17 protein-coding genes and 2 tRNA genes are annotated in these 15,408 nt (G+C 42.1%); 15 read left to right on the top strand and 4 right to left on the bottom strand.

Features of this window, described 5'->3' with window-relative positions:
• The first annotated feature begins 93 nt into the window (after nucleotides 1–93).
• The 15 genes from tviB (at nucleotide 94) to KHS79_RS17025 (ending at nucleotide 13,458) form a co-directional block, all read left to right on the top strand.
• Complete coding sequence (gene tviB / locus KHS79_RS17095) at nucleotides 94–1,371, top strand: Vi polysaccharide biosynthesis UDP-N-acetylglucosamine C-6 dehydrogenase TviB (RefSeq protein WP_212720549.1); 1,278 nt, start codon at nucleotides 94–96, stop codon at nucleotides 1,369–1,371.
• A gap of 45 nt (nucleotides 1,372–1,416) precedes the next feature.
• Entirely contained in the window at nucleotides 1,417–2,742 is a 1,326-nt protein-coding gene (locus tag KHS79_RS17090; protein WP_212720547.1) for a UDP-glucose dehydrogenase family protein, read from the top strand.
• 56 nt (nucleotides 2,743–2,798) lie between these two features.
• On the top strand, nucleotides 2,799–3,815 hold the full coding sequence (locus KHS79_RS17085; protein WP_027709070.1) for an NAD-dependent epimerase: 1,017 nt from the start codon (nucleotides 2,799–2,801) through the stop codon (nucleotides 3,813–3,815).
• Between the two features lie 133 nt (nucleotides 3,816–3,948).
• Nucleotides 3,949–4,025: transfer RNA gene (locus KHS79_RS17080), tRNA-Val, on the top strand.
• 171 nt (nucleotides 4,026–4,196) lie between these two features.
• Nucleotides 4,197–4,907: a serine/threonine-protein kinase gene (locus KHS79_RS17075; protein ID WP_212720545.1), complete on the top strand. Its 711-nt coding sequence runs from the start codon at nucleotides 4,197–4,199 to the stop codon at nucleotides 4,905–4,907.
• A gap of 182 nt (nucleotides 4,908–5,089) precedes the next feature.
• Complete coding sequence (gene thrS / locus KHS79_RS17070) at nucleotides 5,090–7,027, top strand: threonine--tRNA ligase (protein WP_212720544.1); 1,938 nt, start codon at nucleotides 5,090–5,092, stop codon at nucleotides 7,025–7,027.
• Nucleotides 7,028–7,083: 56 nt separating this feature from the next.
• Nucleotides 7,084–7,581 (top strand): translation initiation factor IF-3, encoded by a 498-nt coding sequence (gene infC, locus KHS79_RS17065; RefSeq protein WP_038291691.1) that lies wholly within the window; start codon nucleotides 7,084–7,086, stop codon nucleotides 7,579–7,581.
• 89 nt (nucleotides 7,582–7,670) lie between these two features.
• A complete protein-coding gene (gene rpmI, locus KHS79_RS17060) occupies nucleotides 7,671–7,865 on the top strand; it encodes a 50S ribosomal protein L35 (protein ID WP_027709073.1) in 195 nt (64 codons plus the stop codon).
• A gap of 49 nt (nucleotides 7,866–7,914) precedes the next feature.
• Complete coding sequence (gene rplT, locus KHS79_RS17055) at nucleotides 7,915–8,271, top strand: 50S ribosomal protein L20 (protein WP_094787767.1); 357 nt, start codon at nucleotides 7,915–7,917, stop codon at nucleotides 8,269–8,271.
• Between the two features lie 209 nt (nucleotides 8,272–8,480).
• Nucleotides 8,481–9,479: a phenylalanine--tRNA ligase subunit alpha gene (gene pheS / locus KHS79_RS17050; RefSeq protein ID WP_212720542.1), complete on the top strand. Its 999-nt coding sequence runs from the start codon at nucleotides 8,481–8,483 to the stop codon at nucleotides 9,477–9,479.
• Between the two features lie 51 nt (nucleotides 9,480–9,530).
• Nucleotides 9,531–11,912, top strand: a complete 2,382-nt coding sequence (pheT, locus tag KHS79_RS17045) for a phenylalanine--tRNA ligase subunit beta (protein WP_212720538.1) — start codon at nucleotides 9,531–9,533, stop codon at nucleotides 11,910–11,912.
• 5 nt (nucleotides 11,913–11,917) lie between these two features.
• A complete protein-coding gene (ihfA, locus tag KHS79_RS17040; RefSeq protein WP_027709077.1) occupies nucleotides 11,918–12,226 on the top strand; it encodes an integration host factor subunit alpha in 309 nt (102 codons plus the stop codon).
• Entirely contained in the window at nucleotides 12,201–12,557 is a 357-nt protein-coding gene (locus KHS79_RS17035; protein WP_027709078.1) for a MerR family transcriptional regulator, read from the top strand. The genes ihfA and KHS79_RS17035 overlap by 26 nt, the downstream gene beginning before the upstream one ends.
• Before the next feature lie 84 nt (nucleotides 12,558–12,641).
• A tRNA-Pro gene (locus tag KHS79_RS17030) sits at nucleotides 12,642–12,718 on the top strand.
• A 239-nt stretch (nucleotides 12,719–12,957) separates the two neighbouring features.
• Nucleotides 12,958–13,458, top strand: coding sequence for a hypothetical protein (locus KHS79_RS17025; RefSeq protein ID WP_212720536.1), 501 nt, complete (start codon nucleotides 12,958–12,960; stop codon nucleotides 13,456–13,458).
• 43 nt (nucleotides 13,459–13,501) lie between these two features.
• Here KHS79_RS17025 and KHS79_RS17020 read toward each other — a convergent pair whose 3' ends face one another.
• The 4 genes from KHS79_RS17020 to KHS79_RS17005 are packed head-to-tail and all read right to left on the bottom strand — an operon-like array spanning nucleotide 13,502 to nucleotide 15,385.
• A complete protein-coding gene (locus tag KHS79_RS17020; RefSeq protein WP_212720535.1) occupies nucleotides 13,502–14,611 on the bottom strand; it encodes a phage integrase Arm DNA-binding domain-containing protein in 1,110 nt (369 codons plus the stop codon).
• Between the two features lie 7 nt (nucleotides 14,612–14,618).
• Nucleotides 14,619–14,819: a DNA-binding protein gene (locus KHS79_RS17015; RefSeq protein WP_212720534.1), complete on the bottom strand. Its 201-nt coding sequence runs from the start codon at nucleotides 14,817–14,819 to the stop codon at nucleotides 14,619–14,621.
• Nucleotides 14,820–14,830: 11 nt separating this feature from the next.
• Nucleotides 14,831–15,160 carry a hypothetical protein gene (locus KHS79_RS17010; protein ID WP_212720533.1) on the bottom strand — a complete coding sequence of 110 codons (330 nt, stop codon included), beginning with the start codon at nucleotides 15,158–15,160 and terminating at the stop codon, nucleotides 14,831–14,833.
• A gap of 9 nt (nucleotides 15,161–15,169) precedes the next feature.
• A complete protein-coding gene (locus KHS79_RS17005) occupies nucleotides 15,170–15,385 on the bottom strand; it encodes a hypothetical protein (protein WP_212720532.1) in 216 nt (71 codons plus the stop codon).
• Nucleotides 15,386–15,408: the final 23 nt, after the last annotated feature.

The raw sequence follows: 15,408 nt of genomic DNA, 5'->3' as shown, positions 1-15,408 counted from the left end.
ATACTTTGGTTATTAAAGAAACCTGTTCAGTGTTACCTATAATCTTATTTTGGTTTTACATTCATATTTAACTTATGCGGAGTTTGATTCAACATGGAGCAGTTAGCTGCTAAAACGATTGGTGTTATAGGGTTGGGTTATGTTGGGCTGCCACTTGCTGTTGAGTTTGGCAAGAAGCTTAATACGGTAGGATATGATATTCATGAGCAACGTATCACTGAGTTAAAACAGGGTATTGATCGTACATTGGAGGTTGACGCTGAGGAGTTAAAACAGGCTACTAAGCTAACCTATAGTGCAACTTTAGAAGATTTAAGTGCATGTGATATTTACATTGTGACTGTTCCTACACCTATAGACCGGTTTAAAAAACCTGATTTGACGCCTTTAACTAAAGCAAGTGAGGCTTTAGCGAAGGTCATCAATAAAGGTGATATTGTTATTTATGAGTCAACGGTATATCCCGGTGCAACAGAAGAGCATTGTATCCCCATCATTGAACGTGAAAGTGGGCTTGTATTTAATCAGGACTTTTTTGCAGGCTACAGCCCGGAGCGGATTAATCCTGGAGATAAAGAGCATCGTCTGGTAAACATCAAAAAAGTAACATCAGGCTCTACCCCAGAAATAGCTGAGGTTGTTGATCAGCTTTATGCATCTATCATTGTTGCCGGCACTCACAAAGCTAGCAGTATTAAGGTAGCTGAGGCCGCAAAAGTCATTGAAAACACCCAACGTGATTTAAATATTGCGCTAGTGAATGAGTTAGCACTTATTTTTGAAGAATTAGGGGTTGATACCCTGGAGGTGCTTGAGGCCGCTGGCACCAAATGGAATTTTCTACCCTTCCGTCCTGGTTTGGTGGGTGGGCATTGCATTGGCGTTGATCCTTATTATCTGACCCATAAAGCTCAGGAAATAGGCTATCGGCCAGAAGTGATTCTTGCGGGTAGGAGAATTAATGACCGGATGGGTAGTTATGTTGCTGAGCGACTGATTAAACTAATGGTTCAGAAAAAAATACATATTGCTGAAGCAAAAGTATTGATGCTTGGCCTGACGTTTAAAGAAAACTGTCCAGACCTCCGTAATACCAAAGCCATTGATATCATTGAAGAATTGCAGGCATGGGGCGTACAGGTTGATATTTATGATCCTTGGATTGATCCAGCAGAAGCTGCTCATGAGTATGGTGTGGAAGTATTAACAGAAAAACCAAATACGATCTATGATGGTGTTGTGCTTGCAGTCGCTCATCAACAGTTTATGAATTGGAAAAAACAAGATTTAGACAGTCTATGTAAATCTGCTGCGGTCGTAGTTGATGTGAAGAGTGCTTTTCCAAAATCCTGGGTTGATACTCGCTTATAAAAAACAAAGTTGCACACGAAAACTAGCTAGACTGGACTGGGGTTCATGAAATTATCTGTAATTGGAGCAGGCTATGTTGGCTTGGTAACAGCAGCCTGCCTTGCTGATGTTGGCCATCAAGTTTGTGTTATTGATATTGATAAAACGAAAGTCCAGGCTTTGCAGCAAGGTCGAATTCCAATATTTGAGCCTGGATTGGCACCTATCGTACTGCGGAATATAGAAAAGAACCGGTTACACTTCACCTGTGACATGATGGCTGCTATTAGTTTTGCTTCTACACTTTTTATAGCAGTGGGTACACCTCCAGAAGAAGATGGTTCGGCGGATTTACAGCATGTGTTGGCGGTGGCTAATGCTATCGCGACGCACATGGATAGTCATAAAATTGTCGTGACTAAATCGACAGTACCTGTTGGAACAGCTGATCAAGTTCTCTCTGTTTTTCGGGAAAAACTGTTGGAGCGAAAAGTTGCTTTTTCAGTTGACGTAGTGGCCAACCCTGAGTTTCTTAAAGAAGGCGCGGCTGTTGCCGATTTCATGCGCCCTGATCGTATAATTGTAGGTACAGATAGTGAAGCATGCCGCTCGTTAATGAGGGAAATATATGCGCCCTTTAATCGACAGCATGATCGTATGATGTTTATGGATACCCGATCGGCTGAACTGACTAAATATGCGGCTAATGCCATGCTTGCCACAAAGATTAGTTTTATGAATGAAATGGCGAATTTGGCTGAGCAGTTAGGTGCTGATATTGAACAGGTTAGGCAAGGCATTGGAGCTGATCCTCGTATAGGCTATCATTTTATTTACCCAGGTTGTGGATTTGGTGGATCTTGCTTCCCAAAAGACTTACATGCTTTGGTAAATATTGCCAATAAAGTGGGCTATCGAGCCGATATTTTGCAATCTGTTATTCATGTGAATCAGCGTCAGAAACTTCGCTTATTTGACAAAATACAAGCTTATTTTTCTAATAACTTAGAAGGTAAGACATTTGCTGTATGGGGTTTATCCTTTAAGCCGAAGACTGATGACATGCGCGAAGCTCCGAGTATATCGCTCATGAGTGCAATCTGGGCGAGTGGAGGGCGTGTTCAAGCTTACGATCCCGAAGCAATGGGTGCTGCTCGTGAGTTATTTGGCCACCGCAATGACTTTAGCTTGGTAGGTAGTCCAGAAGAAGCATTGCAAGGTGCTGATGCTTTAGTGGTATGTACTGAGTGGCATGTATTTCGAGCGCCTGACTTTGAGTTGATTAAAAAGCAGCTTAGTTACCCAGTTATATTTGATGGCCGAAACTTATACGACCCTGATCGTGTTAAGTATTATGGTTTACAGTACTATGGCATAGGTCGCGGTAATTGATTATTTTTTAATTACAATTTCAACATAATACGTTGGACAGGTAAAAGTAATAAACAATGAAAGTTTTAGTGACCGGTGCAGCCGGATTTATTGGTAGCCATGTCAGCATTCAGTTGTTGGCGCGGGGTGATGAGGTTGTTGGGCTGGATAATCTCAATGATTACTATGATGTGACATTGAAAGAAGCCCGTTTGGCACATATTCGTTCCCAGCCTGGTGCAGAAAACTTTCGCTTCGTTAAAATGGAGCTGGCGGATAAGGATGGCATAGAGCAGTTATTTGCGGCTGAAAAGTTTGACAAGGTGATTAATCTAGCAGCACAGGCCGGAGTTCGTTACTCTCTGGAAAATCCTCATGCTTATGTTGATAGTAATATTGTCGGCTTTATGAACATCTTAGAGGGATGTCGTCATCATCAAGTGAAACATCTTGTATATGCCTCTTCAAGTTCTGTTTATGGTGCCAATGAAAATATGCCTTTTTCAGTGCATCATAATGTTGATCATCCTCTTTCTCTTTATGCCGCAAGTAAAAAAGCTAATGAGCTAATGGCGCATACTTATTCTCACTTGTATCGTTTGCCCACTACGGGCCTGCGTTTCTTTACCGTATATGGTCCGTGGGGGCGTCCGGATATGGCCCTGTTTTTATTTACAAAAGCGATTTTGGAAGGTAAGACAATAGACGTCTTTAATTATGGTAAACACCGCCGTGACTTTACCTATGTTGATGATATTGTTGAGGGGGTTATTCGCACACTGGATAATATAGCCCAACCTAATGCGTCTTGGTCAGGCATGCAGCCAGATCCAGGTACTTCTAATGCTCCTTGGCGCGTTTACAATATTGGTAACAACCAACCTGTTGAGCTTTCTACTTATATTGAGACATTGGAGAAAGCACTGGGGAAGAAAGCGCAAATGAATTTGCTGCCATTACAGCCTGGGGATGTGCCTGATACCTATGCGGATGTCGATGATCTAGTCAATGATGTAGGTTATCGACCAAATACAACTGTAGAGACAGGAATAAAACGATTCGTGGCATGGTACAGAGATTTTTATCAGGTGTAAGTTATTTCTGCAAACAAAACACTTGTAGTCAAAGTTAGCGATGAGAATATGTTAATACTAAGTTTAACTTATATGAGTTAAATAAAGGGGCTTGCGCTTTATAAAAACTGCTGGTATCTTACGCCCACGATTTAGGCGCGTAGCTCAGTTGGTTAGAGCGCTACCTTGACATGGTAGAGGTCGTTGGTTCGACTCCAATCGCGCCTACCAAATTTATAAAAAAGCCAGCTTTAGCTGGCTTTTTTGTTGTCTATAGAAAATGGATTATTTCTACTCAAAAAGCCCTTTTTAAACTGTCTTGCAACTTAATACGTTGGGTAGTATTAATATATAGCCGAATACACAATTTGGTTTATATTGGTGCTTTGCTAGGTATTATTCTTGTTATATTCAGTTCAAACTTTTCTTTGCGTTGTTAAGCAAACGTTACTGGATTCTTCACTGCAGCTTGAGTCAGCTCACCCTCATGAGCCTATTATTGTGAGTCAAGTTCCTGAGCCATGGCAATGTTTGGGGGTGGGAAATTATGCTGCTGTTTTTGTCCATCCTCAGCAGGGTGACTGGGTAGTAAAAGTATATGCTCATCACTTTCAAGAAGTCGCTCAAGAGGCCAGTGTTTATCGGCAGCTAGGAAAGCATCCTGCTTATTCTGAGTTAATTGCAGAAGGTGACACGTTTTTAGTGCTTAAGCGCTTGCATGGCGTAACTCTTTATGATGCAGTGCACCAAGGAAGCCTAATTCCTGAGCGGGTAATTACTGATATAACCTGTGCTTTAGCCTATGCGCAAGAGCGGGGACTTAACCCTTTTGATGTGCATGGGAAGAATGTAATGATGCAAAATGGCCAGGGATTTGTGGTTGATATTTCTGACTTTTACAAAGAAGGGTATGATCCTAAGTGGGAGCATTTACGTAAAGCTTACTACTGTTTTTATCGGCCCATCATATATCGCATGCGGCTTTCTGTTCCTTACTGGTTGCTGGATATGACTCGTTATATCTATAGGCAGTGTCGAAAGCTTGGTTATCTAATACAGCAAATTCGTAAGCCATTGTCTTCCAGGGTAAACCGTTCTGTTCTCAAAGAATAGAATGATTTACAGGGCTGTGTGAAGGTTAACGGTATCTTCAGGAGTTGACTTTTTTTGCAAAAGCAGTATAAATACCAGCCTTTTGTCTAATTTTGTTCTGTTCTAAGCAGTTGAAGTAAAGAATTCAACGCTTCATGTGGCCTTTGGTATGGGTCACCACTGTCACTACTTAAGGTAAGTTTATGCCAGTTATTACCCTCCCTGATGGAAGTCAAAGACATTATGAACATGATGTCAGTGTACTGACTGTTGCCAAGGACATTGGTCCAGGTTTAGCTAAAGCAACCATTGCTGGACGTGTTAATGGTACGTTGGTTGATGCATGTGACTTAATCACCGAAGACGCTAAGCTTGAAATAATAACGGCTAAGAATCAGGAAGGGCTAGAAATAATCCGTCACTCCTTTGCTCATCTTATGGGGCATGCTGTAAAGCAGCTTTATCCTGATGCAAAAATGGCTATTGGCCCTGTCATTGAAGATGGCTTTTACTATGATATTGCTTATGAGCACTCCTTCTCTCAGGAGGATGTTGAGGCTATTGAAAAGCGGATTAATGAGCTGACTATCAAAGACTATGATGTCATCAAGCGCATGACACCAGTCGATGAAGCAAGAGCTATATTCCAGTCTCGTAATGAAACCTACAAAGTACAGCTTATTGATGATATGGATGAATCAATAAAAGCTGTAGGTCTCTACTACCACGAAGAATACATCGATATGTGTCGTGGTCCTCATGTGCCTAATACTCGTTTTCTACGAGCCTTTAAGCTGACAAAATTAGCGGGAGCATACTGGCGTGGCGACTCAAGCAATGAAATGCTGCAGCGTATTTATGGGACAGCTTGGGCAGATAAAAAGCAGCTTAAAGCATACTTGAAACGACTTGAAGAGGCTGAGAAGAGGGATCACCGAAAGCTGGGCAAAAAATTAAGCTTGTTCCATATGCAGAAAGAAGCACCTGGTATGGTCTTTTGGCATGCTGCTGGCTGGACCCTTTATCAACAAATTGAGCAGTATATGCGACAAAAACTGCTTGACCATGACTACCAGGAAATTAAAACGCCTCAAGTTGTTGAACGGGCACTATGGGAAAAGTCAGGCCACTGGGATAAATTTCACGATGAGATGTTTACGACAGAGTCAGAAAATCATGACTTTGCCATAAAGCCTATGAACTGCCCTTGCCACATACAGGTTTTTAATCAAGGCTTAAGAAGCTATCGTGACTTGCCATTGCGTCTTGCAGAGTTTGGTTCCTGTCATCGTAATGAGCCATCAGGCGCTCTGCATGGGTTAATGCGGGTTAGAGGGTTTACTCAGGATGATGCGCATATCTTTTGTGATGAAGATGACATTCAGCAAGAGGTATCACGCTTTATTGACTTCCTACATGAAGTATATGCAGACTTCGGTTTTTCGGAGATTATCTACAAGCTTTCAACACGACCTGAAAAACGTGTAGGTAGTGATGAAATTTGGGATAAATCTGAGCAGGCATTGGCTAAAGCACTCAATGCGAAAAAATTGCCATGGGAAGAGTTACCTGGTGAAGGGGCTTTTTATGGACCCAAAGTTGAGTTTTCTTTAAAAGACTGCATTGGTCGTGTATGGCAGTGTGGTACAATTCAAGTCGATTTTTCAATGCCTGAACGTTTGGATGCACAATATGTAGCTGAAGATGGTTCACGCAAAGTACCTGTAATGTTGCATCGTGCAATTTTAGGTTCATTTGAGCGATTTATAGGTATACTTATTGAGCACTATGCGGGTGCTATGCCTGTTTGGCTGGCTCCGACACAAGTCGTATTGCTAAACATTACAGATAAACAAGCGGATTATGTTACTCAGGTACAGGAAAAGCTCAAAAAACATGGAATAAGAGCAGCTGTAGACTTGAGAAACGAGAAAATCAGCTTTAAAATCCGTGAGCACACTTTACAGAAAGTTCCTTATCTACTAATAGTTGGCGATAAGGAAGTAGATTCGAATGCGGTCGCTGTCAGAACGCGGTTAGGCGAAGACCAAGGTTCTGTGCCTGTTGATGATTTTATCAGCTTATTAAAGCAGGAAATTTCTCAGCATGGCAGAAGCAGCAATGAGAAAGATACGAAGTAGGAGATACCACAATTAAGCGCGACAACAGAAAAGATAAACGCACACCAACAACCGCCATGAATGAAGAGATTAAAGCTCGGGAGGTGCGTTTAATAGATGCCGAAGGCACACAGGTCGGTATTGTGCCTATTAGTGAAGCACTGGAGACTGCAAAGCAGGCTGAGTTAGACTTGGTTGAAATAAATAACAGTGCTGAGCCTCCAGTCTGTAAGATCATGGACTATGGCAAACATTTGTTCGAGCTTAAGAAGCAAAAGGCGGCCGCTAAGAAAAAGCAAAAACAAACTCAGGTGAAAGAAATCAAGTTTCGCCCGGGTACCGAAGAAGGGGATTATCAGGTCAAACTACGCAACCTGATACGTTTCCTACAAGAAGGGAACAAAGCCAAGGTTTCGCTACGTTATCGTGGTAGAGAAATGGCCCACCAGGAATTGGGTATGGAATTGCTTAAGCGCGTTGAAACGGATCTTGAGGATATCGGGATCGTTGAGCAATACCCAAAAATGGAAGGGCGACAACTCATCATGGTTTTGGCTCCCAAAAAGAAAAAGTAAATTCAATTAATTAGGTAGTTGAATTTGCTCAATAAAATTAGCCAGGAACAAGTCTATTTGTGTCCTGGCCTATGAATGCGGAGTTCTGTATGCCTAAAATGAAAACCAAACGAGGTGCTGCTAAGCGCTTCAAAGCGACGGCTTCTGGTTTCAAGCGTAAGCACGCTTTCAAAAGCCACATTCTTACTAAGATGACCACTAAGCGTAAGCGTCAGTTGCGGGGCACGTCTATGGTTGCGAGTAGCGACCAAGCTTCTGTTGAACGCATGCTGCGTACCAGCTAATCCCTAAGCTTTGCTTACAGTTACAGGTATCATCTGAGGAGAATAAACCATGCCTCGTGTTAAACGTGGAGTTGTGGCCCGTCGTCGCCATAAAAAGATTTTAAAGCAAGCTAAAGGTTACTACGGTGCCCGTAGTCGTGTATTTCGCGTAGCGAAGCAAGCGGTAACCAAAGCTGGTCAATATGCTTATCGTGACCGCCGTCAGCGTAAGCGTCAATTCCGCGCTTTGTGGATTGCACGTATCAATGCGGCTGCACGTATCAATGGTCTTTCTTATAGCCGCTTTATTGCTGGACTGAAGAAAGCATCTGTTGAGATTGATCGTAAAGTCTTAGCAGATTTAGCTGTTCATGAGCAGCAAGCGTTTGCCGCTATCGTTGAGAAAGCAAAGCAAGCGCTGGCCTAACACAGCTCAATCTGTTGTTAGCTTGATTAAAAGGAGGCCATGTGCCTCCTTTTTTTATTTGACAACGTTTGTCGTATTGAATTGGTAGTATCAGATTTTTTCTAACAGTTGGACTAGAGGTAAGCGTCTGTCATGTTTATTAGCAGTAAAATACAATAACTGCTGAGAGAAATATATTGACGCTAACGAGATTGTCTGCGGAGTGAACCATGAATAATTTGGAATCGCTGTTAGCCAGTGCGCTGGAAGAAACAGCCACTGCAGAAAACACCCAGTCACTGGATCAAGTGCGGGTTAAATACCTGGGTAAAAAAGGAGAAATTACTCAGTTTTTAAAAACACTTGGTGCATTATCTGCAGATGAACGACCTGCTATGGGAGCCAAGATTAATGAGGCAAAAACCCAGCTTCAAGCGGCTTTGAATGACCGTCGTGAAAAATTACAACTGGCTCAACTTGAAGCTCAACTTGCTGCTGAATCGATTGATGTTACGCTGCCTGGTCGTATAGAGTCACTAGGTAGTATTCATCCAGTTACTAAGACGATTGAGCGTATAGAAGATATTTTTCAGAAAATTGGCTTTTCGGTCGCAGAGGGACCAGAAGTCGAAGATGACTATCATAATTTTGAAGCATTAAATATTCCTAGTCATCATCCTGCTAGAGCAATGCATGATACTTTTTATTTTAATGCGCACACGTTGCTTCGAACTCATACTTCTCCTGTGCAAGTGCGTACCATGGAGCAAAGCCAGCCTCCTATTAGAATTATTTGTCCTGGTAAAGTATATCGTTGTGATTCTGACCAAACGCATACCCCTATGTTTCATCAGGTAGAAGGACTGCTAGTAGATGAAAATGTAAGCTTTGCTGATTTGAAAAGTACTATTATTGACTTTCTGCGGGCATTTTTTGGACGTGATTTACAGGTTCGATTTCGCCCTTCATATTTTCCTTTTACAGAGCCTTCAGCCGAAGTGGATATTGAGTGGGGAAGGGATAGTGATGGAAAAGTTAGGTGGTTGGAAATTATGGGGTGTGGCATGGTGCATCCAAAAGTTTTTGATTACTCCAATATTGACTCGGAAAAATATACCGGATATGCCTTTGGCTTGGGTGTAGAACGGATGGCAATGTTACGTTACGGCGTTCAAGACTTACGCCAGTTTTTTGAAAATGATGTGCGCTTTTTAGAGCAGTTTAATTAAGTGCTTGCCTCATCAAAAAGTTATACACCAGGTGTAAAGTAAGGATTGAACATGAAATTCAGTGAACATTGGCTACGCGAGTGGGTCAATCCCAAAGTTGATACCCATACCATCGTGGAACAGTTGACTATGGCTGGACTGGAAGTCGATGGAACAGAGGCTGTAGCAGGTCAGTTTACCGGGGTTGTCGTAGGTGAAATTATTGCGGCAGACCAGCATCCTAATGCAGATAAATTGAAACTATGTCAGGTGTCTGTAGGAGGCGAAATAACATTCCAAGTAGTATGTGGTGCCCCAAATGCACGAGTCGGGTTAAAAGCGCCTTTTGCGCAAATTAATGCGATTTTGCCTGGAAACTTTAAAATCAGAAAAGCTAAGCTGCGTGGTGTTGAAAGCTTTGGAATGCTATGCGCTGAGGCTGAGTTGGGTATGGCAGATCAATCCGATGGCTTAATGGAGTTACCGAGTGATGCCCCTGTCGGCGAGGATTTACGAAAATATTTAAATCTAGACGACACTATTATTGATGTCGATTTGACGCCCAACCGTGCCGACTGTTTAAGTATTGCTGGCATTGCGCGAGAGGTTGGAATTATAAATCGTCAAGCGGTGAATGCAGTAGAGGTGTCGCCTGTTTCTGCAACACATGAAGAAATTTTCCCTGTAGAAATTAAGGCACCAAAAGGATGCCCAAATTATGTAGGACGAGTGATTCGTGATGTTAATGTTTCCGTTGAAACACCACTATGGATGCAAGAGAAATTACGAAGAGCTGGACAGCGTAGCATAGATCCAATAGTGGATATTACAAACTATGTCATGCTAGAACTCGGGCAACCTTTGCATGGATTTGACCTGGAACAGCTTGCAGGGGGTATTGTTGTTCGAATGGCTGAAGAAGGGGAAAAACTGACGTTATTGGATGGTCAAACAATTACCCTAAGTAGTGATGTATTAGTCATTGCTGACCAAAGTAAGCCATTAGCTTTTGCTGGAGTCATGGGCGGTGAGCATTCTGGTGTTTCTAGCAATACACGCCATGTGTTTTTAGAAAGTGCCTATTTCAACCCCATTTTTATTGCTGGAAAGGCGCGTCAATATGGTTTACACACTGAGTCTTCTCACCGGTTTGAACGGGGTGTTGACTTCCAGTTACAGCGAAAAGCTATAGAACGTGCGACACAACTTATATTATCGATTTGTGGAGGACAACCTGGGCCTGTTACTAATCAATCTGACCCAGAGCAGCTGCCTGATACCATTGCTGTTAAGTTACGTGCTAGTCGTGTGCGTAGCTTATTAGGCCTTGAAATTTCAAACCAAGAAATTGCTGAGTTGCTTGGTGGCCTGGGTATGGTCATGGAAACTGTAAAAGAAGGTGCGTGGGTTGTAGGTATACCTTCCTATCGTTTTGATATTCGACTGGAAGTTGATCTTATTGAAGAAATAGCCCGTCTATATGGCTATAACAATCTTCCTTCTACCTCACCCATGGCGCATGTTGCTATGACAGGTTTGCCTGAAGATAAAGTGACACTTCGCCAACTTCGGCGTCTTTTAGTTGCTCAAGGTTATCGGGAGGCTATCAACTATAGCTTTATCTCTCCGGAATTGCAGAAGCTCGTTGAGCCAGAAGTTGAACCTTTGTCTCTGGCTAATCCAATTTCTGCTGATATGGGCGTTATGCGCACCAGTTTACTGCCTGGGCTGCTGAAAGCTTTAAGTTACAACTTGAATCGTCAGCAATCTCGTATTCGCTTGTTTGAGGTGGGACAAGTGTTCCTGCCTGAAGGGGATACTCTCCAACAGCCACAGATGTTGGCTGGTGTGGTTTGCGGCTTACGTAACCCGGAAAATTGGACCAGCAGCTCGGATAAATTTGATTTTTATGATTGTAAAGGTGTTGTTGAGCAGTTGATCGCCTTAGGTGGAAAAGCAGATCAATTTGAGTTTCGTCGTGAAGTAAGGCAAGGCTTTCATCCAGGACAATGTGCTGCGCTTTACTTAAAAGATGAGTGCGTGGGTTATTTAGGTCGTTTACATCCACAGCTGCAAAAGCAACTGGATATTCCTGAAGCCGTATATCAATTTGAATTACAGCTAGACTTATTAACCCAAGGAAGTGTTGCCAGTTTCCAAGAAATATCAAAGTTTCCTGGTGTTCGCCGTGATATTGCTGTTGTAGTTGATCAAAAAGTTGATGCTGCAGATTTAATGAAAATTGTTGAATTTGAAGCTGGCGAACTGTTGAAAGAGCTGAAGTTATTTGACGTTTATATTGGCAAAGGCATTGATCCTAATAGAAAAAGTGTTGCAATGGGCTTGACGTTACAGCATCCATCACGCACTCTTAATGAGGATGAGGTACACGACTTGATGACCAGAGTGACCCAAAAGTTAGAAGAGAGGTTTAACGCAATCTTAAGGAAGTAATGACCATGGGGGCATTGACGAAAGCAGAAATGGCGGAGCGCCTGTTTGAGGAATTGGGCCTAAATAAGCGAGAAGCTAAGGATATGGTTGAATTATTCTTTGAAGAAATTCGTCATGCCTTGGAAGCAAATGAGCAAGTTAAGCTCTCAGGTTTTGGCAATTTTGACTTGCGAGATAAACGAGAGCGTCCCGGTCGTAATCCAAAAACAGGAGAGGAAATACCTATTTGTGCACGACGTGTGGTTACGTTCCGCCCAGGGCAAAAACTAAAAGCTCGGGTAGAAACCTATGCTGGAACCAAGCAACAACAATGAACTGCCACCCATTCCTGGAAAGCGCTATTTTACGATTGGTGAGGTCAGTGAATTATGTGAAGTAAAGCCCCATGTATTACGATACTGGGAGCAAGAGTTCGCTCAAATAAAGCCAGTTAAACGGCGAGGGAATCGCCGTTATTATCAGCGCCAAGACGTATTGCTTATACGACAAATACGCAGTCTTTTGTATGAGCAAGGCTTTACGATTGGTGGAGCTAGAAACCGACTGGAAAGCGAAAACTCAAAAGAAGATATGAGTTACTATAGGCAGCTAATAAGACAGATGATTATTGAACTAGAAGATGTATTAAGTGTTTTAAAAAAATAATAACGCTTCATTAAATTGCTAGTTCACAAGCTTAGCTAATTGTAGTAATATTCCCACCGCATTTGAGGCGATGTCTCTATGTTTCGGAGTGTAGCGCAGCCTGGTAGCGCACCACAATGGGGTTGTGGGGGTCGGAGGTTCGAATCCTCTCACTCCGACCAAAATTTAGCCCGTAAGTCAATGACTTACGGGCTTTTTGCTTTTGAGACTCATTCTCGATTAAGCAAAATTAAGCAAGGATTAAGCAAACTTTCCACAAAAATCACCCCGTTTTTATAAGACGCAAGTCGTATACCCTATCTTGAACTAGCCTTAATCAAATATTCATATGAATTCTTGGTGTATATTGAATTAACATTTATTATGCAAAATATTACCGTTTGATTTAGGAAATGCTAACGTGACTAATGAGAGTAAATCGTCTCCACTGTTGTATGTTCTGGTGACCTTGGTTTGTATTAACCTGGTTGTTACTGGCTATATTGCCCTTAACCTTCATTCGGCTAATAACGCAGCTATTCAGGAACAGGATAAAGACCAAACCAAGAATGTTTCTGCGGAAAGCGCAAACCTAGTAGCTGAACCACTGGTAAGGCTTTACAACGAGAAACAGCATTCAAAAATATATGAGCTATTTGATGATCTAGCGAAGGTTCAGTTTACAGAAGAGACTCTGAAAGAGCAGATTGAAAAAGTGTATAAGATGGTTGGTAGAGTCGATAAATTTATTTATTCACATTCAGAGTATGTTGGTGTTGTAAATGGAAAGCAGTATTACAATCTACATTTTCAAGTAAAGTTGAGTGGCTCCGACTTTACTAAAGGAAGCATGAAAGTGACTGTTGTTGATTTGCAAGGTAAGTACGGTCTAATTGCATTCTTTGTCAACGGTTCGATGTAGTCATCACGTTATTGAATTTATGTATGAGGCTTAAAATTAAGCCTCATGTGTTCCCTTTCAAGTCCAAATTCAACTCAGCTGAGACATTGGTCCAGCGTTCAGTATGTCCCTCCAGATAATGATTTGTCATGTATTCTTCCGTGTGTCCCATTAAGGCTCTGATATAGTCTTTAGGAAAGCCTTGTTTTTCATACAGGTAACCCCCGAGTGCCCTGATTTCATGAAACGTGGGTCGACTGGCGGGAGGCATTAGTTTAAATACCTCCAAGCTGTCGCGTATTTTTGAGAACTCCCGACTTAACGTATTGCCGGTAACATACGTCCAGTGTTTATTCCGGATGTGGCAGCTACTGTTACGCCGGGGTTGTCGGTGAATAATAAAAGGGCTATCGAGTCCTGATTGTTTAGTCTGTTGGATGAGCTTGTGTAACTTGGGAGATAGCTCAATCGCTAAGTAAGCCGCTTCCCCCCATTTTTCGGTTTTTTGCTGAATAAGAAATAATTTATTTTCCTTAATATGTTCATATTTCAGTTCGACTAAATCACCACGACGTTGCAGGGTAATCACAGCCAACTCCATGGCTATTTTTAACCAGGGTTCAGCCTTGTGGTAGATGGTCTTAAACTGTTCAAAGGTTAATCGTTTACGTTGTTTAACGCGCTTTTTATTGATCGTCGTGGGTACGGGGTTCTCTTTCATTAAGCCTTTAGTGACGGCAAATCGTAGCACTTGGTGTTGTACATAGGAATCACGCTCAAAGTTTTCATCAAGGTAGTCCGCCACCGTGGGAACATCTAACTGCCGTAAAGGAATTTTACCCAAGTCGTGGTTGAGCCTTCTTAACCGTTGCCGCATATTTTCCAAGCTGTTTGATTTTAAGTTACGGGTAGGGACGTACTCCTCTTGAAAGCGGTCAATGGCGAGAGAAACGGTAGCGGTTGTCATCCCCATTACTTTTTCAACCAACTCAGCCCCCGCCATGAGCCGTGCATTCAACATTCTTGCCGCCGCTTGTGCTTTGTTACGGTCGGTGCCCATCGAGAAAAACTTTCCCGTAACCGGATGTCTATACCGATAATATTTATTTCCAGGGCCGTAAGTATATAAATTCGGTTCTAGGTTTTTAGTGGATGTGGATTTTCGTGGGATCATAACGGCTTTAACTTTTTAATACACTGTCTACAAGCTCATTGCCTGATTGAATGGCTTCGGCTTCCGCATCGATAAACCAAAGACCACCGATTTTTTTAGCAGGAATAAACCCCTCTCGGCACCACCGGGCGATACAGGTAGAAGTGGGGGCCTTTCCCTCAAAGCGTTGTTTTTGCCACTCAGCGATTGAAATTAATTTTTTAATCATAGCGTTGTCCCTTAGCTCATTACGTTAAAAAAATAATTATTTTTGCGTCGTTTTTTTATTCCTGCCTCAAGTTCATCTCGTTCAATCTTGATGGACAAGGGGGCTTGAATCAAAAAGTCCACTTGAGGTGATGATGCTCTATACCCCATGAAGTGTGGTCTTGCCGATATCGTGATGTCATCATTGATAATTAATGTGTTATCAAACGATAATTGTTTAATCTGTAATGTGTTTTGATAAAAAATACTCAGCTCTGCGGCATTGTATTTTTTTGCACGAAAAACTATTCGATAATCACCCACTTTGACTGACTCACCGATACGCCTGGTTATCGTTAACATAGTTTTTCCTTATTTGGTTGTAACTAACGGAATACCACGCAGTGTGTAGGGGGGAAGACATTTATATTGACGTAAATTCGCTTCCAGCTCGTTTTGTTGCACTTTGCTAATGGTAATACGTGGAGGCAATTTATTTTTGGCTTCTTTAAAACGGTCAATGAGCGTATTTATTTTATTTACGGTATTGGTATTTTTCCGTGTTAATGCACAGGTATTAATTTCCATATTGATCACCTTGTAATGAGAAA

The organism is Zooshikella ganghwensis, assembly GCF_018263875.1.
Lineage (GTDB): Bacteria > Pseudomonadota > Gammaproteobacteria > Pseudomonadales > Zooshikellaceae > Zooshikella > Zooshikella ganghwensis.
Note: the sequence above shows the minus strand (reverse complement) of the source record. Positions and strands in the feature narration are given on the sequence as shown.

Coding starts and splice junctions, on each gene's coding strand:
- KHS79_RS17015 (WP_212720534.1), bottom strand. CDS start 14,819: ATGATTAAAAAATTAATTTCAATCGCTGAGTGGCAAAAACAACGCTTT.
- ihfA (WP_027709077.1), top strand. CDS start 11,918: ATGGGGGCATTGACGAAAGCAGAAATGGCGGAGCGCCTGTTTGAGGAA.
- pheT (WP_212720538.1), top strand. CDS start 9,531: ATGAAATTCAGTGAACATTGGCTACGCGAGTGGGTCAATCCCAAAGTT.
- KHS79_RS17010 (WP_212720533.1), bottom strand. CDS start 15,160: ATGTTAACGATAACCAGGCGTATCGGTGAGTCAGTCAAAGTGGGTGAT.
- KHS79_RS17090 (WP_212720547.1), top strand. CDS start 1,417: ATGAAATTATCTGTAATTGGAGCAGGCTATGTTGGCTTGGTAACAGCA.
- infC (WP_038291691.1), top strand. CDS start 7,084: ATGAATGAAGAGATTAAAGCTCGGGAGGTGCGTTTAATAGATGCCGAA.
- KHS79_RS17020 (WP_212720535.1), bottom strand. CDS start 14,611: ATGATCCCACGAAAATCCACATCCACTAAAAACCTAGAACCGAATTTA.
- rplT (WP_094787767.1), top strand. CDS start 7,915: ATGCCTCGTGTTAAACGTGGAGTTGTGGCCCGTCGTCGCCATAAAAAG.
- KHS79_RS17035 (WP_027709078.1), top strand. CDS start 12,201: ATGCTGGAACCAAGCAACAACAATGAACTGCCACCCATTCCTGGAAAG.
- KHS79_RS17005 (WP_212720532.1), bottom strand. CDS start 15,385: ATGGAAATTAATACCTGTGCATTAACACGGAAAAATACCAATACCGTA.
- pheS (WP_212720542.1), top strand. CDS start 8,481: ATGAATAATTTGGAATCGCTGTTAGCCAGTGCGCTGGAAGAAACAGCC.
- tviB (WP_212720549.1), top strand. CDS start 94: ATGGAGCAGTTAGCTGCTAAAACGATTGGTGTTATAGGGTTGGGTTAT.
- rpmI (WP_027709073.1), top strand. CDS start 7,671: ATGCCTAAAATGAAAACCAAACGAGGTGCTGCTAAGCGCTTCAAAGCG.
- thrS (WP_212720544.1), top strand. CDS start 5,090: ATGCCAGTTATTACCCTCCCTGATGGAAGTCAAAGACATTATGAACAT.
- KHS79_RS17085 (WP_027709070.1), top strand. CDS start 2,799: ATGAAAGTTTTAGTGACCGGTGCAGCCGGATTTATTGGTAGCCATGTC.